This window comes from Microcystis viridis FACHB-1342 (assembly GCF_014698335.1).
Lineage (GTDB): Bacteria > Cyanobacteriota > Cyanobacteriia > Cyanobacteriales > Microcystaceae > Microcystis > Microcystis ichthyoblabe_A.
Genome location: NZ_JACJSV010000070.1, coordinates 1 through 26,426, shown reverse-complemented (window position 1 = coordinate 26,426; position 26,426 = coordinate 1). Strand labels below are relative to the sequence as shown.

Annotated in this window: 22 protein-coding genes and 2 pseudogenes; 11 read left to right on the top strand and 13 right to left on the bottom strand. The window is 40.0% G+C overall.

Features of this window, described 5'->3' with window-relative positions:
* Positions 1–247: IS30 family transposase (locus tag H6G40_RS18835; RefSeq protein ID WP_190537171.1), on the top strand; the 247-nt coding region annotated here is incomplete at its 5' end.
* On the opposite strand, the gene H6G40_RS18830 is transcribed toward H6G40_RS18835, so the two are convergent.
* From H6G40_RS18830 to H6G40_RS18820, 3 genes are all read right to left on the bottom strand, one after another.
* Positions 221–1,708 carry a hypothetical protein gene (locus tag H6G40_RS18830; protein WP_081330862.1) on the bottom strand — a complete coding sequence of 496 codons (1,488 nt, stop codon included), beginning with the start codon at positions 1,706–1,708 and terminating at the stop codon, positions 221–223. The two genes, H6G40_RS18835 and H6G40_RS18830, sit on opposite strands and share 27 nt — an antisense overlap.
* Positions 1,709–2,274: 566 nt before the next feature.
* A complete protein-coding gene (locus tag H6G40_RS18825; RefSeq protein ID WP_002734305.1) occupies positions 2,275–2,565 on the bottom strand; it encodes a type II toxin-antitoxin system RelE/ParE family toxin in 291 nt (96 codons plus the stop codon).
* On the bottom strand, positions 2,562–2,750 hold the full coding sequence (locus H6G40_RS18820) for a hypothetical protein (protein ID WP_069474714.1): 189 nt from the start codon (positions 2,748–2,750) through the stop codon (positions 2,562–2,564). Before H6G40_RS18820 ends, H6G40_RS18825 begins: the two co-directional genes overlap by 4 nt.
* Positions 2,751–3,031: 281 nt before the next feature.
* Here H6G40_RS18820 and H6G40_RS18815 point away from each other — a divergent pair, with 281 nt between their 5' ends.
* From H6G40_RS18815 to H6G40_RS18805, 3 genes are read left to right on the top strand one after another with little or no spacing between them, the layout of a single operon-like run.
* On the top strand, positions 3,032–3,280 hold the full coding sequence (locus H6G40_RS18815; RefSeq protein ID WP_052276594.1) for a DUF433 domain-containing protein: 249 nt from the start codon (positions 3,032–3,034) through the stop codon (positions 3,278–3,280).
* Positions 3,281–3,325: 45 nt separating this feature from the next.
* Positions 3,326–3,550, top strand: coding sequence for a type II toxin-antitoxin system HicB family antitoxin (locus tag H6G40_RS18810; RefSeq protein WP_002734968.1), 225 nt, complete (start codon positions 3,326–3,328; stop codon positions 3,548–3,550).
* A complete protein-coding gene (locus H6G40_RS18805; protein ID WP_069474716.1) occupies positions 3,547–3,732 on the top strand; it encodes a type II toxin-antitoxin system HicA family toxin in 186 nt (61 codons plus the stop codon). Before H6G40_RS18810 ends, H6G40_RS18805 begins: the two co-directional genes overlap by 4 nt.
* Before the next feature lie 319 nt (positions 3,733–4,051).
* Here the strand turns inward: H6G40_RS18805 and H6G40_RS18800 are convergent, their stop codons facing one another.
* Complete coding sequence (locus H6G40_RS18800; protein ID WP_069474718.1) at positions 4,052–4,684, bottom strand: DUF3782 domain-containing protein; 633 nt, start codon at positions 4,682–4,684, stop codon at positions 4,052–4,054.
* Positions 4,685–5,154: 470 nt separating this feature from the next.
* On the opposite strand from H6G40_RS18800, the gene H6G40_RS18795 reads away from it, so the two are divergent.
* Together H6G40_RS18795 and H6G40_RS18790 are read left to right on the top strand one after the other, a co-directional pair.
* Positions 5,155–7,098, top strand: a complete 1,944-nt coding sequence (locus tag H6G40_RS18795; protein ID WP_190538141.1) for a BRCT domain-containing protein — start codon at positions 5,155–5,157, stop codon at positions 7,096–7,098.
* Between the two features lie 142 nt (positions 7,099–7,240).
* Complete coding sequence (locus H6G40_RS18790) at positions 7,241–8,119, top strand: NAD(P)-dependent oxidoreductase (protein ID WP_069474721.1); 879 nt, start codon at positions 7,241–7,243, stop codon at positions 8,117–8,119.
* Here H6G40_RS18790 and H6G40_RS18785 read toward each other — a convergent pair.
* The 4 genes from H6G40_RS18785 to ribD all read right to left on the bottom strand — a co-directional run bounded on the left by H6G40_RS18785 (position 8,116) and on the right by ribD (position 13,825).
* Positions 8,116–8,466, bottom strand: coding sequence for a 4a-hydroxytetrahydrobiopterin dehydratase (locus tag H6G40_RS18785; RefSeq protein ID WP_002744294.1), 351 nt, complete (start codon positions 8,464–8,466; stop codon positions 8,116–8,118). The genes H6G40_RS18790 and H6G40_RS18785 overlap by 4 nt on opposite strands.
* Before the next feature lie 208 nt (positions 8,467–8,674).
* On the bottom strand, positions 8,675–10,177 hold the full coding sequence (locus tag H6G40_RS18780; RefSeq protein WP_069474722.1) for a DEAD/DEAH box helicase: 1,503 nt from the start codon (positions 10,175–10,177) through the stop codon (positions 8,675–8,677).
* A gap of 338 nt (positions 10,178–10,515) precedes the next feature.
* Positions 10,516–12,489, bottom strand: coding sequence for a molecular chaperone HtpG (gene htpG / locus H6G40_RS18775; RefSeq protein ID WP_069474728.1), 1,974 nt, complete (start codon positions 12,487–12,489; stop codon positions 10,516–10,518).
* A gap of 238 nt (positions 12,490–12,727) precedes the next feature.
* Entirely contained in the window at positions 12,728–13,825 is a 1,098-nt protein-coding gene (ribD, locus tag H6G40_RS18770; RefSeq protein WP_002732700.1) for a bifunctional diaminohydroxyphosphoribosylaminopyrimidine deaminase/5-amino-6-(5-phosphoribosylamino)uracil reductase RibD, read from the bottom strand.
* A gap of 135 nt (positions 13,826–13,960) precedes the next feature.
* On the opposite strand from ribD, the pseudogene ureC reads away from it, so the two are divergent.
* Positions 13,961–14,249 (top strand): annotated as a pseudogene (ureC, locus tag H6G40_RS18765) (urease subunit alpha); the annotation flags it as partial.
* Between the two features lie 90 nt (positions 14,250–14,339).
* Here the strand turns inward: ureC and H6G40_RS18760 are convergent.
* From H6G40_RS18760 to H6G40_RS18745, 4 genes are all read right to left on the bottom strand, one after another.
* Positions 14,340–17,732 carry a DUF3110 domain-containing protein gene (locus H6G40_RS18760; protein ID WP_002732893.1) on the bottom strand — a complete coding sequence of 1,131 codons (3,393 nt, stop codon included), beginning with the start codon at positions 17,730–17,732 and terminating at the stop codon, positions 14,340–14,342.
* A complete protein-coding gene (locus H6G40_RS18755; RefSeq protein WP_190538140.1) occupies positions 17,720–19,513 on the bottom strand; it encodes a hypothetical protein in 1,794 nt (597 codons plus the stop codon). Before H6G40_RS18755 ends, H6G40_RS18760 begins: the two co-directional genes overlap by 13 nt.
* Entirely contained in the window at positions 19,506–20,642 is a 1,137-nt protein-coding gene (locus tag H6G40_RS18750; protein ID WP_002733963.1) for a P-loop domain-containing protein, read from the bottom strand. The genes H6G40_RS18755 and H6G40_RS18750 overlap by 8 nt, the downstream gene beginning before the upstream one ends.
* Before the next feature lie 75 nt (positions 20,643–20,717).
* Positions 20,718–21,074, bottom strand: a complete 357-nt coding sequence (locus H6G40_RS18745) for a hypothetical protein (protein ID WP_002733541.1) — start codon at positions 21,072–21,074, stop codon at positions 20,718–20,720.
* A gap of 1,151 nt (positions 21,075–22,225) precedes the next feature.
* Here H6G40_RS18745 and H6G40_RS18740 point away from each other — a divergent pair.
* Together H6G40_RS18740 and H6G40_RS18735 are read left to right on the top strand one after the other, a co-directional pair.
* Positions 22,226–23,662, top strand: coding sequence for an ammonium transporter (locus tag H6G40_RS18740; RefSeq protein ID WP_069474725.1), 1,437 nt, complete (start codon positions 22,226–22,228; stop codon positions 23,660–23,662).
* A gap of 175 nt (positions 23,663–23,837) precedes the next feature.
* On the top strand, positions 23,838–25,262 hold the full coding sequence (locus H6G40_RS18735) for an ammonium transporter (RefSeq protein ID WP_190538139.1): 1,425 nt from the start codon (positions 23,838–23,840) through the stop codon (positions 25,260–25,262).
* Between the two features lie 219 nt (positions 25,263–25,481).
* On the opposite strand, the gene H6G40_RS18730 is transcribed toward H6G40_RS18735, so the two are convergent.
* A complete protein-coding gene (locus H6G40_RS18730) occupies positions 25,482–25,973 on the bottom strand; it encodes a hypothetical protein (protein ID WP_242028803.1) in 492 nt (163 codons plus the stop codon).
* Positions 25,974–26,026: 53 nt separating this feature from the next.
* Here H6G40_RS18730 and H6G40_RS18725 point away from each other — a divergent pair, with 53 nt between their 5' ends.
* Both H6G40_RS18725 and H6G40_RS18720 read left to right on the top strand, forming a co-directional pair.
* Positions 26,027–26,218, top strand: a complete 192-nt coding sequence (locus tag H6G40_RS18725) for a hypothetical protein (RefSeq protein WP_002732835.1) — start codon at positions 26,027–26,029, stop codon at positions 26,216–26,218.
* A 52-nt stretch (positions 26,219–26,270) separates the two neighbouring features.
* Positions 26,271–26,426, top strand: a pseudogene (locus H6G40_RS18720) (IS630 family transposase); the annotation flags it as partial.

The window sequence follows — 26,426 nt, the reverse complement described above, 5'->3', positions numbered from 1 at the left end:
GAAACTAGGAGCAGATTTTTATTTTGCTACTCCTTATCATTCGTGGGAGAGGGGATTAAACGAGCATACCAATGGACTGTTAAGACAATTTTTCCCCAAGGGAACGAATTTTAAAATCGTTAAGCCAGAGGAGGTGGAAAGAGCCGTAAACTTGATTAACAATCGTCCTCGAAAATGTCTTGACTATCGTACCCCGAATGAGGTATTCTATAAAGGTAGATCAGACAGTGATGCAATTCAGACTTGAATTGGCCATATATCCCTTTCGGATACCCCAGTGCAACCAAGCATCGATCATCTCCTTAGACTTGCCCCGGCTGTCTTTAGGAACCGGATCTTCACCAGAAATAGCTTTTAATGCCCAAAACCAACGGCTAGGAAGGCTTTTTGGCTCTTTAAGATTTTTGAGCAAAAATGGTATAACATCTTGCCCCATTCCAATAATTCTCTGATAGTTAGGATGTATAATCGCCTCATGGGTTGAGGATAAATGACTTGTTTCATTAATCCAATCTTCAGCAAGACTTTCAAACTCCCTTAGTCTCTCTGCCCGAGTTTGTTTGTTAACTAATATGGCAAGTAAAGAAGAAAAACTTTGTAAAAAGCTAAGATTATTATCGAATAGCTTGAACTTATATCCAAAAAATAGAGCAATAGCTCCGATGAATTTTCCCTCAAAGAAAAGTGGGAAAACGCCAAAGGCTTCAAGTTTTGAATCTTCAAAATGTTTTAAATCAGTTTGAATAAACCGATTATTGTTTTTCTCCTCATGTACTCCTTCAATAAATTGACAAGTATTTGAAGAGATTTTTTCTGCAAACTCCTTTCCAACCTCTTCAAGATAAACTCGACATGAATTACTTACTCCAGATACTTCAGAAAATCGTAAAACTTCCACTACTTCAGAAGACAAGTTTTTTCTGTAAAGAATGGCAACTTTATATGGAGTCTCGTTGCCGACTAAGTATTTGAAAATTTCGTCATACATCCTTTCTTGATACTTGTCAAAGGAATCAACTGGGATAATATCTGCAAGGTATGTCAAGTAATTGAGTATATTAATCTCAGAATCCCTGTGAATATTAGATAGTTTAGCAGAGGCGACTCCTGCTAAGAAAGCTACTGTACAGGGATCAAAGCTTGCCAGATCGTCAATATTGCCCTGATCATCAACTTTGTTTATAATTCTCAATACTCCATAGGTTTTGTTTCGTCCATTCAAAGGTAAGGCAATGGCAGAGATTAATTTGCCTAGCTTATCAGAATATTCCTGCCTATACTTCAAATTTTCATACTGGAAAAGCTCTCCAGTAACCTTCCCATATGATCCATCAGATGGATTAGCAGCGCTGCCAGTGAAACTCTCCCCTTTCGCATACCTCTCTTCTTGTAGCCATGTATCATCTATTGGCTCACCATTAACGTCTTTGCCTTGAATGGCAAAACGCTCTAGTACATCATCCTTAGAGATTAAAAAAATCGCTGCAACTTGACACTTAGCTTCTTCACAAACTTTTTTTAGAATATATTTTACCGTATCTTTCTTATTGCTTGTAAAATTCATTAAGGCTTGCTCAAGTTGTTCAAAATCAGAAAGATTGTCTAATCTTTTTGTTTGATAACTTATAAGGTCGTTTCTAGTATTTAAAAATTGATTAGCCTTAGTTGCAGTATCGTCACATTTCTCACCTTGTAAACTCTCAGGCATTTAGTTGCTCCTTGAAATTTAGTCAATTTACTCAAGATTACCATCACACTCAAACTGAAATATCGAGGCTGATGAAAATAAAAGTATTATGGTTAATTAAGAACAATCATGCTAATGATAGTTTTATCTATCAATTATCAATTATCAATTATCAATTGTAACATGGATTTACAGGTTTGTCAATTGTAGTGTCTTCGAGCTGCCATCTTTGTGCCGATCACTCATCACCGTTAGATGCCCTTGGTATAGTTAAGCCGATCAATGCCCTGGAACTCAATACTTCTCGGATAATAATACGAGGCCAGGGGAGATGGGTTTTCAACTTTCTCCCCTGCACCGTGCTTTCTTGCAGTCTCAACCAAAGATTTAAGATCAATCGAGAAATATCGCCCGCTGCGGGTTGTGACAATTAGTCAAGATGAACTGATGAGCCACCTCAATAATTTCTGGACTATTGGCCTCCCACTCCTCCCAGAGGGATAGCTAACCCGTTGGAGCTTTCTTCCCTTTTTTGGTAATCTTCACTGCTGCCATTAATTTACCCCCCCAATGGTCTTGGATTATCGTTAATCTTGTGGATTTTCAATGTTTCGGGCAGCATGAAGTACCGCAATAACATCGATTTGCTCAGGCTTGATATAATAAATTATGCGATAAGAACCCTCGATAACTTCTCGGATCTGCTCAGTTTCAAACTCCGGAACAAGACGACCCGAAAAGGGAAAATTAGCAATCTGTTCTGAGCGTCTGGTCAATCTTTCCACCAGTCTTTGAGCATATTGAGGGGAGTTTTGTGATATGTAGTTGTAGATGGCTGATAAATGATTAACGGCGGTTTCTGTCCAGAAAACTTTCATGACTCTAGCTTGAACTTAGTGCGTACTTCTGCCACAGAAATAACCTTTTCCGCCTCACTATCGGCTAATCCTGCTTCAATTGCCTGTCTCACATAAATCTCATACATCAAATCATCCCATGTAGAATTATCCGGCAATTTATCGATTAAATTTCTGGCTTTTTGTTTAATGTTTTTTATTTCCATGATGGTTTCCAAAATGACTCCTGACAGTTTACATTATAGCAAGATAGGCTCCTAGAGATGGTGTATTCTAAAACCACCGCTAACGCTCAGAATATCCAAAAAGGCTTTTCCCTCTCGATGTCCTCAACGAAACCTCAACCCGTGATTGGTGTTAGTTGGTGGATAAATGCTGTATATTTACTCTCGTCGCCGCTTAATTCACACGCAGCAGCGCAGAAACTTGCTCAACATTCATTGCTGTATGTAACAATACAGGAGGAGTTTATCTCAGGAGTTCCACGGTGATTAGAGAGCTAGACCGTATTACTGTTAATCCACAAATATGTCTTGGACAGCCAATGATTCGAGGAATGCGTATCACTGTAGGATTTGTTTTGAAACTGTTGGCTAGTCAGTTATCTATTCAGGAAATCTTAGAGGCTTATCCAGAGTTGGAGGAGGAAGATATTCGTCAGGCTCTTAATTATGCAGCTTGGGCTGTATCCGATTATATCGTTAGCTTCACTTCAGCAGCCGTAACGCACCGCTAACTTTAATGATGGTGGGTGATATAATTTAAAATTCTGAGGTAAATCATGCAACTAAAACTAACAAAAATATTCCAGAAAGTTCCCGAAGGCTATATTGGTTTTGTCGAAGAATTGCCAGGAGCTAATACTCAAGGAGAGACTCTAGAAGAAACTAGAAGCAATTTAGAAGAAGCAATTGAGCTAGTTTTAGAAGCTAATCGTATATTAGCTGAAGAGCAACTGCAAGGACAAGAAGTGATTCGAGAGTCTGTTACTTTCTGGGCTGCATGAAACGCATAAACTTAATTCGTCATTTAGAAACTTATGGCTGTGAATTCTTAAGAGAGGGCGGCAATCATACGATTTATGTAAATCGTGTCAATCAGAAATCTTCAGCCATTCCGCGCCATCGTGAAATCAATGAATTCTTGACGCGAAAAATTTGTCGAGATTTACAAATACCAGAACCATGAGTGCGACTCCTGTTAAGCTGCTGTAGAGTGTAGGGTGCGTGTTTGCGGCTACTAATTTGGATAATAAAATAAAACTAACAATCCGCCGTAACGCACCAATTCTATTACTACTAATTAAACATAATCAATTACATTTAATTTACCTGTGTATCATCCCCTGTAAAATTTCTGGCAATTTATCGATTAAATTTCTGGCTTTTTGTTTAATGTTTTTTATTTCCATAATGGTTTACAAAATGACTCCTGACAGTTTACATTATCAACTATTCATTATTAACTAAAAAGGCGATCGCAAAATTACGCCTTCTTAAAAAAGAGATTAAACACCTTCAGCAAAACCCAAAGGTTGAAACTGAGCATCATTGATAATTTTAACCGTTTCCCCCGATTGCTTAATCACAAACAAACCGCGCCGATAGGCATAGACATCTATCCCCTGATCAATTTCAATGCCTGCCACTGCCCCATAAACCCGAAACTCTCGAAATTGGGGGAAAGCAACCTTAAATCGCTGTAATCGGCTGACAAAATCATCTACATCATCCCTCGACAGTCGAGATTTACATTCCACAGCCACCAACTCGCTCCCATTCACCGCCACAATATCAATCTCCATTGCCGCCCCAGGACGCTTACTTTTCAAGCGACTCATCGTTTGGGTGACATCAATGCCCCATTTCTGAAATAAACCCACGACCGCAGGCTCTACCATTTCTTCTATAAAAAGACACAAAGGAGTTGTTAAGCTATTGACCGCTTTGGTCGTTTCTTGTACCTGTTTTTTTAATTCTTCCATCGTGCGATTAGCTTCCTCTCTGCGGCGATCGGCTTCGGCACTGCGGCGATCGGCTTCGGCACTGCGGCGATCAGCTTCCTTTTGAAACTCGGCAAATTGGGCCTCAGTTCTTTCAAATAACTTGTAAATATCGGCGATCGTTACAGCGTCTGACATAGGAAGATTCTTCAAGCTTGAGGAGTCTAGTCCCATTCTAGCGACTTGGCCCAGAAAAAATGTCCCTAGCTTCTCATCCGTGTTTTTTCAATCAATTATTGACTATCAACTAATCAGCGATCGCAGTTCAAGGGGAAGGGGTCAAAGGTCAAAAGGCGATCGCGGTCAATGGATAATAGGCAATTGACAATGGATAATTATCAACCATAGCTCCTGCGGCCATGGGCTACTATTTTAATCATCAGGAAGAAATCAACCTGGAAATCACCCAAGAATGGGATCAGGTACAAATTAGCATAACGCGAATAGCTAAATCACCTTTTTACAACGGGAGGAAAGAAGTGACTTTTTCCCCGCCCTTCCCCCGAATGCACCCCGTAACTGATATAAGTAGAGATGTAGGTCTATAACCAAAATTGCCGCATCAGTTCGGTTAGGTGACTGTTTTTCGCTTGTCTAGGAGGGTAGATATGCTCAACGAATTAATTTATGAAGGATTAGGTTTAAGTGCTGTTTTCGGAGGACTATTCCTCTGGTCGCGCTCTGGTCTCGTCAGCAAAAATACCGCCCTTTTAGCCGCACAAGCGCAATTACAGCAAAGTAACTCAGATTTGTTGGTTCAAGTCAAGGGTTTAGACGTGGCGCAATCAGATTTAAAAGACGAAAATCAGCAGCTGCACGCCAAAATCATTCACATAGAACAACATTCCGCCCAATTACAGCACAAAGCTACGGATTTAGAAAATTCTCTCCAGTCCCTCCAGCAAGCTGTCCAGATAGGTGAGGGTGAAATCGAACAACTGAAAACCACCGCTAAGGACATAGAAGCGGAGAAAGCTGGTTTGATGGAGCAGTTAGAGGCAGAAAAAGCCCAAATTACTAGCCTAGAAGCACAAATTCAAACTTTAGAGCAGCAAAAAGGCGAAATTAACCGTCAATTTGATTTGACCAAAAAACAGACCACCTCTCTCTATAGTCAAATTCAGACCCTAGAACAGGATAAAACTCTCTTACAGCAAGAGCTAGAAAAAGCTGAGGAATTAAGGGCGAAAGTGGCCGATTTAGACCATAAAAACCAAGAATTAAGCGATTTAGCCGCCCAAATTCCCAACTTGCAAGGTCAAATTCAAACCCTAGAACAGAATCTGGCTGACCAAACAGAACAGTATGAGCAAGGACAGCAGGAAATAGCCAGCTTACAGGGTCAAATTAGCGGGTTAGAGCGGGAAAAAAAGTCTCTCAGCGAAGATTTAGCCGCAAGTCAAACTCGATCGCTCTCTTTAGGCCAAGAATGCGACAATTTAACTATAAAACTCCAAGAAACCGTCGCTCAAGTGACAGCCATAACCGCCGAAAAGGACAGTCTCGGCGCTCGTCTCGAATCGGCTAAACTGGAGTTACAAGCTTTAGAAGTCCAGAAAGGGGAATTATCGGCAGAATTAACCACTGCTGCCGAAAAAATTGCTGATTTAAAAGGTGAATTACAGGAATTAACCCAGTTACCGCCACAATTGGCTGATTCTCAGGCAAAAATTGCTGATTTAGAAGGGCAATTACAGGAATTAACCCAGTTACCGCCACAATTGGCTGATTCTCAGGCAAAAATTGCTAATTTAGAAGGGCAATTAGAGAAATTAACCCAGTTACCCCAACAGCTAGAAACCTATCGGGAAAACATTTCTAATTTAGAGATTCAACTACACCAGTTAAGTGCCGAAAAAGACCAATTAGAAACCACAACTTCCCGTCATATCGAGGAATTAAGCCAACAAAATCGCCAACTAACTCAAGATTTAGAAGTCAAAAAAACGGCAGCTAAAGCTTTAGAAAAGGAAAAAATTAAGTTTGAGGGCGAGTTAGCAACTAAGCAAGCAGAAATCGCCGCTTTAGAGGTTAAAATTCAAAACCTACAGCAAGAAAGAGACTATTTCTCTCGACAAACTGCTCCCATTATTACTAATGAACCAGAAGCAATTATTAGTGAAACTCCAGTAGTAGCAGAACCAGAAACCCCCCCGGTGATTGCCAAGGAAACTCCGGTAGTAGAAGAACCGGAAACCTCTCCGGTGATTGCCAAGGCGACTCCTGTGGTGACAGCAGAAAAAATCACGGTTGCCGATACAAGTTTAGAAGTGCAACCCGCAGCAAAGATAGTCCAGACGAGTCAAGAATCTGCCGAAAATACCCTAAGGGGAAAAAGCGTAGTTATACTAGGAACCTTCAGCAAAATCAGTCGCGAGAAAGCGAAATCATTGATTATTAATGTCGGTGGTACTGTTACCGGTTCCCCCAGTGCGAACACTGATTATATTCTCCTCGGTAAAGCTCCCGGTGAGAAACTCAAAAAGGCTCAAAAATTAGGCATTAAAACCCTTTCAGAAGCCCAATTTCTGCAAATGGTAGAATTATTTTAGCCGTCGGTTGTCAGGAGATAGGGTGATAGGGTTTTGGGGTGATAGGGTGATGAGACAGCTTCCCCACTTCCCCACTTCCCCACTTCCCCACTTCCCCACTTCCCCACTTCCCCACTTCCCCTTTCCCTTGATTACCAAAATTATGAGTCAAAAAATTGCCTTTTTAGGATTAGGAGTGATGGGAGCGCCGATGACGACTAATCTTGTCGGTCGAGGTTTTGCTGTTAATGCTTGGAATCGCAGCCCAGAAGCGCCGGGGATAATCATTGCCAGGGCAGCAGATGCGAACATTTGTTCTAATATTGCCGCCGCCGTCAGGGATGCCGAGATTGTCTTTACCTGCGTCGGGGATGTGCCTGACGTGGAAGCGGTAATTTTAGGACCGGGGGGTGTCATGGAATCGGCAGCGGTGGGAACTCTGGTGGTGGATATGAGTACCATTGGCTCTCAAGCCGCTAGGATGATTGGTAAAAAGCTAGAGGAAAATAATCTCCGTTTTCTCGATGCTCCCGTCTCTGGGGGCGATATTGGGGCGAAAAACGGCACTTTAACTATTATGGTGGGAGGGAAAGAAGCGGATTTTCAGACTTGTCTGCCCTGTTTTCAAGCCATGGGCAAAACTATTCGCTGGTGTGGCGAAATCGGCAACGGACAAGCGGTAAAACTCTGTAATCAAGTCTTGGGGGCGGTTCACATGGTGGCGCTGTGTGAGGCTCTAAAAATGGCAAAAATTCAAGGATTAGACCCCAATTTAGTCATAGAAGTCTGTAAAACGGGGGCGGCGGGTTCTTGGGCTTTAGAAAATTTGGGACCAAAAATCCTCGCCCAAGATTTACAGCCAGCTTTTATGATTGAACATATTTTAAAAGATTTGCGATTAGTCAAAGAAACTGCCCAGACAGCCGGGGAAATTCTGCCCGGGACAGATTTAGCGGAAGCTTTATTTAAAGTAGTAGCGGAATTGGACGAAGGCAAGGGAATTAAACAGGGAACCCAAGCGATGATTCGCGCCTACGATTAAGCATTTTGTTGGCGATAAATATCATCGGTACGGGCAGCCATGATGAAATCATTTTGATGTAATCCCCCCACGTCATGGGTCCACCAAGAAACGGTAACTTTACCCCATTCTGTCAATAAAGCTGGGTGATGGCCTTCTTTTTCCGCCGCTTCTCCCACGGCATTAGTAAAGGCAATTGCCCCTTGAAAATTGGCAAATTTATAGAGTTTTTGCAGACGGGGAATACCCTCGTATTCTAAGAGATTCCAATCGGGAATTTTAGCCTGTAAAGCGGTAATTTCCTCGGCAGTGATAGGAGAAGAACCCGATTGATAAGGTTGACATTTTTGTTGAGCAAGTTCGGTCATAGGGGTATCAATCTAGATTTTTTAAGTAAGTAGTTATAATTAAATTGAAGATAGATTTTGCCTCTGATCCCCCCTGCCCCCCTTGATAAGGGGGGTGCCGATAGGCGGGGGCATCCCCCCTGCCCCCCTTGATAAGGGGGGTATCTGACAACTTTTAACACCTACCTACTTACCTTTATTATAGATGAAAATCCCCCAGAGAAATTTTCTATTCTTCCTCTGACTCTGGAGAACTTACCCAAGGAGTAGAAGATTCGGCAGCTTTCGGGAAAGAAAAAGATTTTTTCGGAGGAGAAGGCAATAATTCCAATTGTCGATTACCGGTTTTATAGCTAGTTTTATTTTTCTGCTCTCCCCGTCGTCGTTGGGAGGTTTTTTCCTCTGTCGTATTTTCGGCTATCACTTCATACAAAATCGCCCGTTTATCCTCTTGTTGGCCTTTTCTTAAAACCCGTCCTAAACGCTGAATATATTCCCTAGTGGAACCGGTTCCCGATAAAATAATCGCGATGCGTGCTTCCGGCACATCAACCCCTTCATTAAGAACATGGGAAGTCACCAGAATTTTGTATTCTCCCTGACGAAAACGGGTCAGGATTTCATGGCGTTCTTTCACAGGAGTTTGATGGGTTATGGCAGGTATTAAAAAGCTCTCGGAAATGCCGTAAACTGTGGCATTATCGTTGGTAAAAATTAAAATTGGCTCCGGATAGTGTTCACAGATTAACTCGGCTAAAACCCGCAATTTTCCCTGGGTTCCGGAGGATATTTCCTTCGACTCCCGGTGCGCTAACATGGCGCGGCGCCCTTCGCTACTTCTGGCACTAATCATGACAAAATTTTGCCAACCATCTAAACCAGACAAACTGAGATTATTTCTTCTTAAAAAATCATTGCGAATTTTAATTGCTTCTTGATATTTTTCCTGTTCTTTGGCAGATAGTTTCACTTTAATTTGAATTATTTCATGATCAGCTAGGGCTTTTCCTGACAAGTCTTGGGGACTTTTTTGATAAACAATTGCACCAATAAGATAATCTAAATCCTGATGACTACCATCACCCCGATCCGGTGTTGCTGTTAAGCCTAAACGATAGGGTGCGATCGAATCTTCCGCTATTTTCCGAAAGAAATCCGATGGTAAATGATGACATTCATCAAAAATCAAAAAAGCGTAACGATTGCCAAGAGTTTCTGAATAAATTGCCGCACTTTGATAGGTGGCGATTAAAATAGCACTATTATCCTTAGAACCTCCCCCTAATAATCCCACCTCGGCATCGGGAAAAGCCGCCAACATCTGGGCATACCACTGGTGCATTAAATCAATAGTTGGCACGATAATTAAGGTACTGCGGGGAGTCGATTGTAGAGCTAATTGGGCAAGATAGGTTTTACCGGCAGCGGTGGGAAGGACGATAACACCCCTTCTCTGGGATTTTTTCCAAGCGATTAACGCTTCCGTTTGGTGGGGGTAGGGTTCCCGTTCAAAACTGGCAATTAATTCTAAATTGTTGAAAGCTTTTGCTTCATCTTGGAAGTTAATGCCCTCCTCCTGTAGGGTTTCCACGAGAGGACGATAATGAATGGCCAAAATGCGAAATCTTTCAATACGATCATCCCAAGTGGCAAAATCTAGCCATTTTTTCCCTTTTGGTGGTGGATGGAGAATTAAGGTTCCTCGCTCATATTTGAGGGTGGGTAAGCGCATTTTTCAGTTATCAGTAAACAGTAAACAGTTATCAGTAAACAGAACGTAGGTTGGGTTGAAGCATGAAACCCAACGCCCGCTCATGTTACGCTACCGCTAACCCATCCTACAAATAATTGTGCCTCCCTACTTATCAGTAAACAGTAAACAGTAAACAGTAAACAGTATAAGTGAACTGAAAACTTACATCTGATAACTGATAACTGATAACTGATAACTGATTCAAGGCTGACGGCGGCAAGATAGCTTATCGTTAGATCATATTGATCGGGTTAAAAAAATAGAGTGTGAATTAACACACTCTCAGCATATCGAAACAGCCAAAGTTTGGCAATAGATTAAATCTTTTCGGTTAGCTTAGTCAGAACGCGATTGGAACGTTCCACAAAAGCTTGCATTCCCTCGGCATCAAATCCTTTTTGAGCGATTAAAGCCAAATCATAAACGTGCTGACAGAGCATTTTCGCTAATTGCGCCGATGGAGATTCGCCACTACCAGTAACAATACTTCCCTGACTAATCTGGATAATTTGTTGAATGAGGGGATGATTAGTATTAATCATCAGAATATGTTCTTCGGGGAAAGCCATGGCTTTTTGTTGCATCATTGCCGTCATTTCCTGTAAGCGTCGCATCGCTTCTGGAAGTAAGACAATTGCCGGGGGAGTACCTTGGGGATCATCGGATTTCAAGGCTTCAGTTTTGATATTGATGCGGGAATTATCGAGAGCTTTGGCGAAGATTTCTTTGATCAATTCAGCCCTGGTTTTATTACTACCGGGATCGATAATTTCACTAGCTTGATCCTGTTCGAGCAGCGTCGAGTCTAATTCAGAATCAACCCGGGTGAATTTCACATCGGAGTATTCTCTTTCTAGGAAAGGAATAAAGTAATTAGTATCGATGAAAGAATCAAAGAAGAGGATCTCTAACCCTTGATTTTTGTAGAGTTCAACGTAGGTGGATTGGCTCCGAGGATCGGTACAGTAAAAAACTCGATTTTCGTGGCGTTCTTTATGGCGTTCCAGGTAGGCTTTGAGAGTAGTATAACCTTCCTGTTCGATCGCTTCTAGGGGAGTTTTCGCCGTTGCTTCTTGCCATGCGTCACCTTCGGCGGTTTGTACTTCCACTTGTACCGCAGTTTCTGGGGTTTTGTAGGTAGTGCGATAGATTAAAATATCTTCTACCTGCTGTTTAAATTTATCCTCTTTTAAGGAACCAAATTTAATAAAAGTTCCCACATCTTCCCAACAACGAATATATTCTTTTGCGTCTTCGTTGTAGAGAGATTTGAGGCGATCAGCAATTTTTTTGGCAATAAAATCGGCAATACGGCGAACGGTGCGATCTTTGGTTAAAGCACTTCGAGACACATTTAAAGGAATATCTGGACTATCGATAACTCCTCGCAAGGGGATCAGGAAATCGGGAATAATTTCCTCACAATGATCGCTGACAAAAACCTGGTTACAGAATAACTTTAATTGTCCTTTTGAGACATCCACATCCGGTCTGAGTTTGGGAAAATAAAGAATGCCATTGAGCAAGAAAGGATAATCGGTATTCAGATGTACCCAGAGTAAAGGTTCTTCTTGGAAAGGATAGAGATAACGATAGAATTCTAGGTAGTCTTCTTTCGTCAGATTTTGAGGAGATTCTTTCCATAAAGCCCGTTGTTGATTAATCACTTCCCCATCAATTTTAATGGGAACGGGCATAAAATCTGAGTAGGTTTTGACTAACTGGCGAATGCGGGCAGGTTCTAAATATTCCCCTTCCTCATCCATTAAAGTTAGGGTGATAGTGGTGCCGATTTGGCTGCGGGAAGAATCGGTTAATTCAAACTCTGGAGAACCATCACAGCACCAATGGACAGGGGTAGCACCTTCCTGATAGGAAAGAGTATCAATTTCTACCTTTTTAGCCACCATAAAAGCCGAGTAAAAACCTAGGCCAAAATGACCGATTAAATCGTTGGCTGATTTTTGGTATTTATTGATAAATTCTTCCGCACTGGAAAAGGCAACTTGGTTAATATATTTCTTGATTTCTTCCGCCGTCATCCCGATCCCATTATCGGTAATTGATAGGGTACGATTTTCTTTATCGATGGCGAGATTAATTTCTGGTTCGGGGACTTCTCCTCTCGCTTCTCCTGCTAAGGAAGCCATTTTTAATTTCGAGATGGCATCAACACTATTAGATATCAATTCCCGCAGAAAAATTTCATGGTCAGTGTAGAGGGATTTTTTGATAATAGGGAAGATATTCTCGGTATGAATCGTGATATTACCTTTTTCGAGTACCGTCATACGTTCAATCACTAAGGGTTTGACTATTCTAACTTTTTTATTTTGCTCGATAATGGCACCATTGATCACAGAGCGATTGCCCAACTTCCTCTAGGGTGATAACCGTACCGATAAAGGGATTTAACGGCAGCGGGGCGATTTCTAGAACTCGAACGCAAAAATCGCGGTTATTGATGACTTTTTGACTTTTGCAAGCGGTTGGTTGAGATTTGCCGATTGAGCCAGAATTGCAGTAGCTCTACTTTTCACTTTGCAGATATCCCTCAATCAAAATATCGGGATTGAGATAATTAACCGTGACATTTTCTAACTGTAAAGCTTGGCTCATTAGCTGGAAACCTAAATCACCCACGGCAGTAGGTGCATTAATTCCCCCGATGATTTTGGGCGCAATAAAAGCGATAATTTTTTGTACCATGCCCTCAGCGATCGCGGCTGCACTTAAACCACCACCGCACTCCCACAAAACCTGACAAAATCCCCTCTGATAGAGATTTTCCATCACTAAAGTGGGTGTCACCTCGGTTAGTTCGATCACTTCCACGCCTTTTATTAATAATTGTTGCTGAAGCTTGACATTAGAATCAATTTGTGTATAGACAAGGGTGGGAAATTGACTGGTGTCCCAAAGATGAGCGGAGGGTGGTAAATCGAGCGATCGAGTCATGACCACGCGCAGGGGATTATGATCAGAGAGGCCGTGAGTGGTGAGGTGGGGATTATCTTGACGGACAGTGCTACCGCCGACGATAATCGCATCACAGGCCGATCGCAATTGATGGACTATTTGGCGAGAAGCGGGGCTAGTAATCCAAGTGCTATGACCGGTAGTAGCGGCAATTTTGCCATCGAGAGTCATGGCATATTTGAGAATACCGAAGGGTTTTTTAGCGGTGATGCGATGGATAAAACCCTGATTGAGTTGACGACATTCGGACTCCTCCACTCCCACCAGCGTCTCGATGCCTGCCGATGCTAGTCTTTGAATGCCTTTCCCCGCCACCAGGGGATTAGGATCGATCATCCCTACCACCACTTTTTTAATGCCTGCTTGCACAATTGCCTCGCTACAGGGGGGAGTACGTCCATAGTGGTTACAGGGTTCAAGATTGACGTATAAAGTGGCACCACGGGCTTTTTCTGCTGCCTGTCTCAGGGCGAAAACTTCTGCATGGGGTTGTCCGGCCTCTGGGTGAAAACCTTCGCCGATAATTGTACCCTCTTGAACGATCACAGAACCGACTAAGGGATTAGGAGAAGTCCGCCCCAAGGCTTGCCTAGCAAGGGTTAGACATCTTTGCATCATTGTGCGATCGAATTCCGTTGCCCGGGCCATGGTTGATTTCTCCAAAGGAGGGGAGACTTGATCAGTGATCAGTGGGAATTATAAACTATAAATTATGAATTATGAATTGGCAGGTGGGGGAGCGGGGAGAAAAAAGCTGACGGCTGATGGCTGATAGCTAAAAATATGCGTGCCATGTTTGCCTCTTTTGGAATTGCGATCACCAAAACTTCGTTGACATTTGTTTCTAAATATGCTGTAAAAGCGGGCATTCCTGAGAAGTTAAAGCTGAAAAAAAACCGCCGTGGCCGTGTCGAATACGCGCAATATCAGTAAGGCTAGTATGAAGCTTAATGACGCTTTATCGCACATGGAAGTTAATCCCGAAACCTACGAAGTGCGTGCTTACGGGGAATTATTAATCTGTGAACCCGCTACGGTTTTACCCATAGACCAACGCTATTTCCTATTTTGAATTCTGGTTTTTTTAAAACCCTATTTTTTGGGTGTGTTGGAATGCCGGAGGCTAAAGTATAGGCGGTTAAAATCCGTCTTAGCGGATTCTTTAAAAAATAAGACTAAGTATTAAGCCAAATGCACTACCGAATAAGGTAATGATCATCAAAATAATGCTAGTAAAGGTTTTACTATAGCCTCTTTCTTGAAAATCGTTCATTACTTGCTGGGCTAAGTGATACACCCCAAAAGAGAAGTAGAACGTAGCAAAAGCGAATAAAGTTGCGAGAAAAAATCCGATCAATAAGCCGACAAATCCGCCTATAAATCCTCCTGACAAAATACCAATTAATAGCCCGATAAGATAAAGAATTTTTTCAGATAGGGCTTCTATACTGGGAGTAATCAAGGAAAATACTTGAAGAGGATATTTATTAATAAAATAGACACTGGCTAATGCGGCTCCTAATGCACCAATAAAATTTTTATTTTTTCTATCCTGAGTTGTTCCCCCGTATCCCCCAAGGGCAGCAAGACTAGAATTAAATAATAGGGAATTAGGATCAAAGTGTTTCCCAAAAATTTGATTTAAGTAATTTCCTAATAAATTGATAAAAATCGCACCGACAATCGCAGCAGCAGTATTGCTGAGTCTGTATCGTTGTTTTCTAAGTATCCATTCTCCTAAATCGCCAAGCCAAGTTAAGAAACCAATCGAGATAATAATTAACCAATAGGGTTGAGTTGCTAATTTCATTGTCCAATCAATTGCAATCTCTTTTGTTAGGGATATTCCTACAAAAATCGCACTAATTGTAATTATTAAAAATGTCAGGAAATAAAGAGGGATAAAGGTTATTGTTGGGAAAATCAACCATTTTTGCTCACGTTCTGATAATTTATTTGTAAAGTAAGAAGTGATTATATCAATGTTAAAGAGTTTAGATATTATCAAGATTGGCGTGATGGCTAAACTGCCTAAAACTACGATAGTAAAAAAGCTAAAGCAAAAAAATGAAATTAATTCTCTCAATAATAAAAGAGGATTTTGGGTGAGTATTATTTCTGTAAACGTGAAAGAAAAGTTGTTATCTTGACCGATAATAAACAATAAGATGACAGGAATTATAAATGTAACGAGAATTGCTGGATGAGAAATATTATTGGGATTTTTGAGAAATTTTTTAAGTTGTCTAGAAAGTTGACTTGTTTTAATTTTATGGATTAAGTATTGGCTATCTTCTTGAAAATCAAAGTTATGAAATAAAAGCTTAATATCATTCCATGTTTTTTTGAGTAATTGAAACGTATTTATGTCTGGTTCTATCGTCAACTGAACATTTGTAATAATTTGAGCCAAAATATCATTGATTTGCTGAATTGCATTTAATTTATTGAAGTCTGAAATTTTATTTATATTATTATTTAGCAATTGAGGATTTACTATTTTATCTGGACTTAAACGTAAATCAATATAAGAACGTTGGCTAACTGCTATCGTGTAAGATTTTTCCTCTAAAAGTAGGATTGCAGCAAGATAATCTATATTTAATAGTAAAATCAGAAAGTTTAAAGAAATTCTATAGATCCTAAAATATCTAAATGTGTTAGTTGTTGAACCCTCGGACGATAAGATAATCTGTTGAGGTTCATATAATTTATCAAGTTCAAGTTTTCTTTGTATGATTTCTTCAACTTTTTTATCATCTTTTCCTTGAGCTTCATAGACTTCAATCAGTTTGTCAAGAGTCTCGATAAGTTGCTCGTTATTTTGGCCAAATAATTTTTCTTGAAAGTCTAAAAATGCTAATAGTTGAGATTCAAATTCTTGATCAGTTTTATGACGATACACAAAATCTTTTTTGCCTTTACTTGGGACATCCTCAAAGGCAACATTGTAATGAATATAGCTTCTCCAGTCATCATCTTTGACAATAAGCGGACTGACAGTTAATTTTATTTTGTAGCAAATATGCTTACTAGGTGGAATAAATAATGTATAACCTTTTAAGTCAGTTTTCCAGATTTCTTCACTAGGTGCAAAAGTCATTGGGAAGAGACTTGTCCAAGAGGATTCTTCAAGATAGGTGTCTCTTTCAAAAAACAATTGTTCATCTATGTAGAATCTTTGAACAGTCCAACCTGGCCCATACATTATCCCCATCGGCTTCAACGGTTGTCTAGCAATTCCCCAGTAATGTAACTCTTTTTCAATTAAAATATTTTTACCTTCAGGAATAATTTCCCATGAGTAGCTAGAAGACTTACAAAAGTTTTCAATTACTATTTTAGTATTTTTTTCAGCAGTTAAATTAAACAAGCCTTGCTCTTGCAAGCAGTGTTGATTAAAAAAGCTTGCATTCTCAAAAGACTCAAATAGCAAAATTGTCGGTTTACCATCTTGGCGTAAGGTGTGGATTCCTTCATGTTCAGTTCCTACATTAGCTGTTAATACATAATAATCTTTTGCTTTTTCTTTCTCACTTTCAGCTATTTCTTTGGACGGTAAAGTAACTTGATTTTGCTCAAGATTATCTTGAGATTCAATAATTTCAAATAAATTATACTGTTCTTTAGTTAAGCTATCACCCAGCAGTTCCCCAATAATCAAATGCTTATTATCTGGTGTTAAAAAAGCTAAGGTTGCCAAATTTTCTAATTTGAAATAGATTGGATATTTGGCAAGAGCTAAAACTTCGCCATTATAAGAACCAGCAATAGTTATTAAATTGCCTTCTATAAATTTTTGGAAAATAAAAGTAATAGTAGATTGAAGTATATGAAACTCGCCAAATTTCTGACTGTCTCGTAGTCTATAAGAAGCAATATTACCCTGCTTAATACCGACTAATAGAGTTTGACTATCTTCTGAAATTGAGAAGGTATTAATATTTTCAATTTCACTTTGATAATTTAACAAAAGCGGAGTTGCATCTTGAGTTTGTAAATTAATTAAACGCAAACCATGAGACAAATCCGCATCCTCATAGGAATCATTTTTAAATTTAGATGTAACTAGAAATCTTGCATCATTTGATAAAATTATTTTTTTCCAAAAATATTGATCATTTTCTTCAATTTTTGGCAATAAACTATAACCAAGTGAAGTGATTTCGTTAGCTTTTAAATCGTGCAATTGAAAACATCTTCTTTTTGTTTCCCTTAAAGCCCATTGACCATTTTGGCTGACGGATCTATAAATAAAAGGAGGATTGGGTTGTTTTTCTGTATTTTCTGCGAAAATTTGCGCTAAAAACCATTCATCAAAAGTATTGTCTTCATAAACAAAAATTAACCAAAGTTGATTAACACTTTTGGCAACAGCACTAATAGCAATATTTTTTCTTCGATATTTAAAAGGACTTAATTTTAAGGTATTAAATTGTTGACCTGTTACCGAATCTGCAACAATTAAAAGATTAGGGTCTTGACGAAAAAGAACCCATGCCCCATCAAGAGTAATGGCAATTTTATAATTAAAATCAAATCCTACAGATGCCATAGTTCAATACCTCCATTATTACCTTTTAGAATAAACCATTGAAAGTCTGGAGTTATATCATCTGGAACAATATAACTGGGTATATTAATGTTAATCTTTGTGATAGGAAGAGTTCTAAGTTTTCGCAAATTGGTTATTTTTTTATTGACTAATAAGTAAACTAATCGCTGGAATAAATTATTATAACTATAATATTTAAAGCTACAATTTAGTTTGATAAGATCATCTTCAGAGTTTTTTTCAAGATAAGAGTATTTAAAATGTAGTGAAGGAAACTCATCAAATATGTCAGAAAAAAATTTATTTATTTTATCTATTTTTTCATCCTCATCTTCTATTTTTGGAAAGCTAAAATATGTAATAGTTTTTTTAAGAAAATTAATCACTCTCACCCATTTTTTATCTAAAATATCATAGTCTTTCATTAAATAATTTTTTAGGTTGACTTTATAAACGCCCATACTGGTTATTAAAAAAAGTAAGGATTTTGATGAGTGTAATTTAAAACGCTTAATTGAAGGAATATTATTTACACGAATAATTAATTGAAGACGACCTTTCACTAAATCCCATATCTTGATATATTCACCCTGTCTAACAATTAAACAACGATTATTATCTTCAATAGCCAGCGTATCAATTTCTTTTTCATTGTCAATATCAATCCAAATCCAGCTTAAGTGATTAAGATAACTTGAAGTTCGATTATTTGGATCGATTTTCTCATGATAACCAGGAACACATGATTTAATATTAATACTTCTAAAATCTAATATTTGTAAAAAATATTTTTCTAAATCAACTACATATAAACTAAACCAACCTCCAAAATTTTCATTACGGCTAAAAGTAAGATATTTTGCGTTTAAACTTAGCGCAAGACAATCACATTCATCATCATCTCTGTAGCCATTATAAGCAGTAGATCTAGCTAACGGAAAGCAAAGCACCGAACTATTTTCGTCTAAATTCCATAGCTCAAATACGGAAATCGCTATGCCTGCCCCAATAGGTTGTGACTTTCTAGATGAAACAGTTCCGACCCAATTTCCATCAGGACTAATTGTTATTAAGTTAAACTGAGTTCTTTCTATTATCTCTTTTTCAACAATAATATTATTTATAATTTGTTGCTTTTTATTTTTTCCATCTTCCTCATCTTCAACTGAGTCAAAGTTATAAAAATTAGAGGCAATAACTCGATAAGTTTCTCTGATAGTAAAATCTTTAATTAAGACTCCTGTTTTTAGATTCCACTGTTCGACTAAACCATTGCGTACCGTTACAGCAAATTTACCATCATCACTAATTGCCATTGCATGAAAAATATTACCCCCTGCGATAGTCCTCACTAAAGAATCTTGAGGTGAAACCATTTCAACTTTTATTGGTTTTAACCAAGCATATTCCCGCCAATCTTTAACCTGCTCTAAAAAAGGCTTTAGCTTCGGTTCATCAATCTTCATCAATTTACCTAACAACTGCCCTGGCAATTGATATTTATCCTGTTGTAAAACATTTGCCGACTGCTCAACTGCTCTAAAAATTAACTCTAAAACTCGTCTGTCTTCATTGGAGAAAACAAGCTGAGAGTCCAACGCCAAACGATAATCTTCAATTAACGATTGAACCTCTTTTTTTCGGGATAACTTGTAGTCAAGAAACATGAAATCCGTCAAAATTTCATACAAATCCTCTACCGCCTCTCCTTTTGTCAAATGAAAAGGCAAATCCAACATCGTATCTAAATCTTCTGGCAAGAAATCTTCAAACTCATTCATGGTGGCGTTTTTTCATCTCCTTTCTCTTTTTCCAAAGGTTAGAATCAACTTGAGAAATATTCCTATGAATTTCCTGAAATGTTACTGGATAATCATTCTCTGTAAGTCCATGTAAAAAATCTTGGTAACTTGAGTGATAGATGCCGTAACGCTTTTCATTATCTTTCATGATTTCATGTAAGAATTGTCTCCATTTTAATAAAATGTCCTGAACCGTTAAAGGACTTTCCCTAGAATAATCACAAACTTTACGCTGAGAAACAGCTTGTTTAACTGCGGCTAAAACAATTACAATCCTAATCTTTTCAACAGGTAAAGGATCATCTGTCATTCCCATTCGTCGCCAGTGAAACATATAATAACTTTGTAGGCCTTTTGGAAATTGTTCTAGTGTTAAATCCTTATATTCCCCTTTTTCTATATCTGAGAGAACGTAGCGGAGATACATAAAATTATTTTCACTTTTATTACTAATTTTATTAGTAAAATCTGCAACTGTTTCCTTTCTTTCTAGTATTTGAAGACGTAATTTTTCGCTTTTTTTAACTCGATTTTGAATATAAGTTCTAACATCTCGTTCACTATCAGCTTGATATTTATCATCAAGTAAATTTAACGACTGAGAAGGAGTATAAACTGTCATCGGAACATCAACACCTCTCCGTAAAGTTAGAATAAAATAAACTCCATTCGGTAAATGAGACGGCAAAAAAAGGATATTTGAAACACCTCGATAACTAGATTGATCTACCTCATCTAAAGCATCAACAACAATAATAATCGGATTTTCACTTTCTTTTTGAACAGACTCATTTAACAATCGTTCTAGAAATTTTCCATCCTGTGTCGCATTAGTTGGTAATGAGTGATAGTCCAACTGATAACGCTCAATTAACTGATTACAAATACTTTCAAGAAACTGTTCAGTACGATTCAGACCTTCTAGGACACTATTAAAATAAGCAATACAGCTAGTATTCTGAACATACTTAGCCAAGATTGCACTTTTACCCTGTCCAGGATCACCAATAACCGTAAAATAACCCTTAGAATTACTCGTAATAAATGAATTAATTTCATTAAATACATATTCACGACCAACAAAATCCTCAGTTTTATCGGCAATCAAAGTCTGAAATTGAGGAGGTATTTTATTAATTTCATCACGGTTTTGTTTGACCTGCTCCGTAACAGGCGGCTTCAGTCAATAAAAATTCTGAGTAACCGTTACATTAGAACCTGCTTCTGCAATAAATCCAAGATTCTTAATGATTTTAATTGCTTGAGCTTGCTTGTCGAGGTTTTGCTTGGCTACGGTTTCTGCTAATTGCTTAAATACTCCATCTTTTTCAATTAATGTCGCCATCATTTGTATCGGCTGTGCCAGAGCGTCTGTATTATCTTCCGAAGACGCTTCTAATTGTTTAAGCGTGTCAGGTGACTTTTGAGCCAATTGTTTTTTGATTTGCTCAACACTTTCCTCGACAATAACTTCCCCTGTTTTATTGAAAATACCAACTAAGACAAGAGCAACTATTCCTGCAAGGGTAAATGGCTCCATAGCGATTAGCCTAAATTATAAATTTGGATAACTATAATAGAGGGAGCATCCCATTTAGGCAATAAGTACAAATGCTGTGGCAATTGCCTGATTGAGATAAGCACAACGTAACTTTAAAAGCTGGAGGTTTTATTTAACAAAGTACAGAGAAATATTATAGGGCTGTCCTTCCCATTTCAATCCATAGCTTTGTAGGGTGCGTTCCCTGAAAACATGACAATTTCAAGGTTAACCAATATTTGGGAACGCACCACCCCTACCATTCATGGATTTGATTGTGGACTGCCTGTTTTAATACTAAATCCGCTTATTGAAAACTGATTATAGCGTTTCCCATTCACAAAAGGTACATTCTCGATCTTGAAAAGCTTAATTAGCAAAGGTTTAAGTGTGCCGTACAGGTACGAGAACCGCTATATTTAGGGTTGGCTGAAAAAGTTTTTCGTGGGGACAGGGTATGGGCTTCGACGGTGAGACTTCGGTGTGAGCTTGTCGAATCCGTCGAACCGCCAGGGTCAACTACCTAATTTTCAGAGAAAAAGTACCTGAATTTTACCCCCGATCACTCCCATATCCGGTACTTTTTGATTTCCAAAAAGTCTAAAAGTCTTACCCAACAGGGGTTTTAGATTTATTCAGCCAGCCCTAGTTAGTAATTTTGCTGCTACCCCATCAAGATCGATTTTTTCCGCTAAGTAGTCGGACATAAATTCTGTTGTCTATCTTAAGAAATGTGAATTGCCGCAATTCTTACTGACTCCGTTCGGCTGATCTCACGGCCGAAGCCTGAGTGTTCGTGTTAGTAAGCTTGTCGAACCACTGAGCATTCGACAAAAGCTCACGCCGAAGTCTCACCGTCGAAGCCTGAATACTGAATACTGACGACCGATAGCTAAAAAGCTGATCACTTCTCTACTATTATTATTTTAAAGTGAAACGTATCAGAGGATACAGAAATCTCAAATAAAAAAAAACAAAGATCGAAAAACATTGACTACTCACACATCAAGATAAATCCCTAGGCGTTTGGTCTTCTGAAATGATTGACCTCTGTTCCTAGGATTTAGCGGTTGAACGGACATAATTGCTCGGTAATTATTTTCAAAAGTAATGAATCGACCTACTAACTCAACAAAGTAAACGAATTAACGATGAAACGAATTGCTCGAAAATCTGGGGAACTTGTCGGTTTATTACCGAAAATTAACCCTGTCTGGTTAGCCTGTGTTCCCTTGTCTGCGATTATTTTTGTGGTTTGGAACACGGCCGTACAGGCCCAAGATGCGAAACCCTTAACCCCCGAAGATGTCCAAAACGCCCTCAATACAATCTGGGTTTTAATTGCCGCCATCCTCGTGATCTTTATGAATGCGGGTTTTGCGATGCTAGAAACGGGATTCTGTCGTCAGAAAAACGCCGTTAACGTTCTGGCCAAAAACCTGATCGTTTTCGCCCTCTCCACCATATCATTTTGGGCGATCGGTTTCTCCCTGATGTTTGGGTCTGTCAGTAACGAATTTTTCGGTACAGGAGGCTGGTTCCTTAGCAGTAGCGATCCCGCCACCTACGTTATGCCTGCCTCCTTGCCCACCTCAGTGTTCTTCCTGTTCCAAGTAGCTTTCGCGGGAACGGCGGCAACCATTGTATCTGGGGCGGTGGCAGAACGGATTAAATTCGTCGATTTCCTCGTTTTTAGCTTAATTATCGTCGGTATCATGTACCCGATCACCGGTCACTGGGTTTGGGGTGGCGGTTGGTTAGCTGACCTTGGTTTTAAAGACTTCGCTGGTTCGACGGTGGTCCACTCGGTGGGTGGTTGGTCTGCTTTAACCGGGGCGGCAATTCTCGGCCCGAGAATGGGTAAATACATCAACGGTCGCACCAGTGCCTTACCCGGCCATAACATGAGTATCGCGACCTTGGGTTGTTTAATTCTCTGGATTGGCTGGTTCGGTTTTAACCCCGGCTCTACTTTGGCAGTTAATGAAACTGTACCCTATATCGCTGTCACCACTAACCTCGCCGGGGCCGCGGGTGGCATTGCCGCTACCTTTACCGCTTGGGCGAAAGATGGTAAACCTGACCTTTCGATGATTATTAACGGTATTCTGGCCGGTTTAGTAGCCATTACTGCCGGTTGTGATGGTGTTTCCTATTGGTCGGCGGCAATCATCGGTTTAATTGCCGGTGTAGTCGTGGTTTACTCGGTGTCTTTCTTCGATAACCTGAAAATTGATGACCCCGTGGGTGCAACTTCCGTTCACCTCGTCTGTGGTGTGTTTGGAACTTTAGCCGTCGGTATCTTCAACAAAGATGCGGGTTTAATCACCGGTCAATTCCAACTGTTTATTAACCAAATTATCGGAATTGTGGCAGTAGGGGCATTTACCGTGATTGTCAGTGGTATTGTTTGGACAATCCTTAAGGCTACCCTCGGTATTCGTGTTACTCCCGAAGAAGAAATGGAAGGTTTGGATGTGGGTGAACACGGAATGGAAGCCTATAGCGGTTTCGTCAAGGAGTCCGATATCGTTACTGGTGGCTATTATGCTTCCAGTGTTGACATGGAAACGCCCAGCAGTCGTTAGGGTGAACCTTGTAAAGATAGATTAATTAGATCCCCGACAAAGTTAAAGAGAAAAGGAAGAAGGCCTCGCCCCGATGCGATCGGTGGCTATAATTGCCTTCTAAACCTTTTCTCTTTCGGTTTTTGTCTCTTTCCGGACAGAAAAAATTAATCTTGCTACTAGGCACCAACCGTCAATGAAAAAGATCGTAGGAATAACCATGCTTTTGCTGGGACTGGGATTCAATTTCGGAGTTGCCCCGGTTTTTGCGGAAACCGTCGCCGCCGCTCCCCCCAATCCGATTAGTGCTGGAGATACAGCTTGGATGCTGATCTCCTCAGCTTTAGTTTTATTAATGACCCCCGGACTGGCTTTTTTTTATGGGGGTTTAGTACGTTCGCGTAACGTCCTCAACACCATGATGATGAGTTTGGTAGCCATGGGCGTAATTGGTGTAACTTGGGTGCTTTGGGGTTATAGTCTCGCTTTTGATGTCACCCCGGGTAAAAGTGGTTTTGGTGAAGGGATTGAAGCTTTTATCGGTGGTCTGGATTGGATTTTTCTCAACGGAGTCACCGCCGCCGCACCTGACAATATCGGTTATGCACCCACCGTTCCCCATCAAGTGTTTATGGTCTATCAGATGATGTTCGCCATCATCACCCCGGCTTTAATTTCGGGGGCGATCGTAGAACGGGTTAACTTTAAAGCCTATTTTTGGTTTTTACTGCTTTGGTCCACCTTGATCTATTCTCCCCTAGCTCACTGGGTTTGGGGTAAGGGTTGGTTAGCAGCCACTGGGGCGCTGGATTTCGCCGGTGGAACCGTTGTTCACGTTAGTTCCGGGATTTCCGCACTGGTGGCCGCTTGGGTAATCGGTCCGCGGCGTAGTTTTGGCACTCAAACCTATGCACCCCATAATGTGCCGTTTGTTCTCCTCGGTATCGGTTTACTCTGGTTTGGTTGGTTTGGTTTTAATGGGGGTAGCGCACTTTCCTCTAGTTCCCTAGCCACCACAGCTTTTGTTAATACCAGTATCGCCGCTTCGGCTGGTGGTTTGACATGGATGTTTATAGAATGGATTTTACGCGGTAAACCGACGGCGATCGGTATTGCTAGTGGATTTTTGGGGGGATTAGTGGGTATAACTCCCGCTGCCGGCTATGTGCTGCCGATTGGGGCGATTCTCATTGGTTCGATCACTGCCCTTAGTTGTTTTTTTGCGGTTAGTCTCCGAGCAAAATTGCGCTTTGATGACTCTTTGGATACCTATCCCGTCCATGGTGTGGGTGGGACAATAGGGGCAATCCTTACGGGGGTTTTTGCGACTAAATCGGTTAATTCCTTCGGTAATGACGGTTTACTATTTGGCAACCCCGGCTTAGTTTGGACGCAATTTGTTGGCGTTGCCGCTACTTATATCTTTGCTGCCGTGGGTACTTTTGTCATCCTGAAAGTTCTCAGTTTATTCATGGATTTGCGGGTTAAACCGAATACGGAAGCAGAAGGTTTGGATGTGCCTCAACACGGAGAGGAAGCCTACGGACAGGAATTCGAGTTTGGTAGCAGCTTTTCCTACCAAGAAAATCCTCCGACCACAAATCCTCGAGAAAATTATTAGCGATTCAATCGGCTATCAGTCCGGCTAACAGAGGCGAAATTTCGTCTCTGTGGAACTTGGCTGAACAATCAAAAAAAAAGAACGGGTCTGCTTCTAGATGATACTAAATCTGGTTATTAAAAACTGATTATTTATTCCCCCTTTTGCCTCTTGCCTCTTGCCTTTCCTGATATGTAGCCTATACTCAACGGATTTAGTATGAGATGAGGTTTCAAGCCCTCACACATTGCGCCAATACCAGCGAGTAACATCGGTTAAAAACTGTTTGACTCTGGGAGGAGGGGTTATTTTTAATCCTAGCCATTGATAGGTAAGTTCTCCTACTACATGATATTTCTTAGAGATGTTCATATTTGTCGGTAACTCCATTCCCCAGCGTTTAAAACTAGCGGCGCAATTTTCTGTGATTTCACCGCGACTGGTGCTTTCCCCATACACGGCTATATTCTTGTCCACAATTAATTGTCTTTCTCCCACTAACTTTGTAATTCTGAAACTATCCATTTCCTTAGCAACAAATGGTCGATCAGGAAAACTTTCAAAAACTCTTCTCAAAGCTTTTACTTTTATGAATTGATGAGACCAGAGATCCGGGAGAGTATCTGCTTGAGAAAATACCGTTTCTCGTAAAACAACTTGCTTTTTAGGGGTGAGAATCTTGACTCCTTCTTGAATAAATTTGTCGCTTTTAAAGTAATACCAATTCTCCAAAATGTGACTACAGATAGGCTAGAATATCATATTAGTAGAGTTAAAGGAAAAATATGGCAGGAGTTTATAAGATAGAAATATCTGAAAGTGAAGCAGAACTCAAGGAACTGCTTAGAAAAGAAAAAACTGGTTCAGGAAAAGAAAGAATACAAGTATTGTACTTGTTAAAGACAAAAAAGGCAAAAACGGTGACAGAAGCCGCGGAAATGCTAGGAAGAAATAGTAGAGCATCAATTTTGTTTTGAGGGATAAAAAAAGAGCTAATCTGGAAGAAGTTATCCAACTTCAGACAAAAAAATTCCGAAGAAAAAATATATTGTAGATCTAACAGACTCCGAAAGAACTGAACTCTAGCAGCTAACCAAGAAAGGAAAAATAGCAGCTTACAAAATGAACCATGCCAGAATACTACTTTTAGCAGACGTCAATCAACAGGAAGGTGGTTGGACTGAC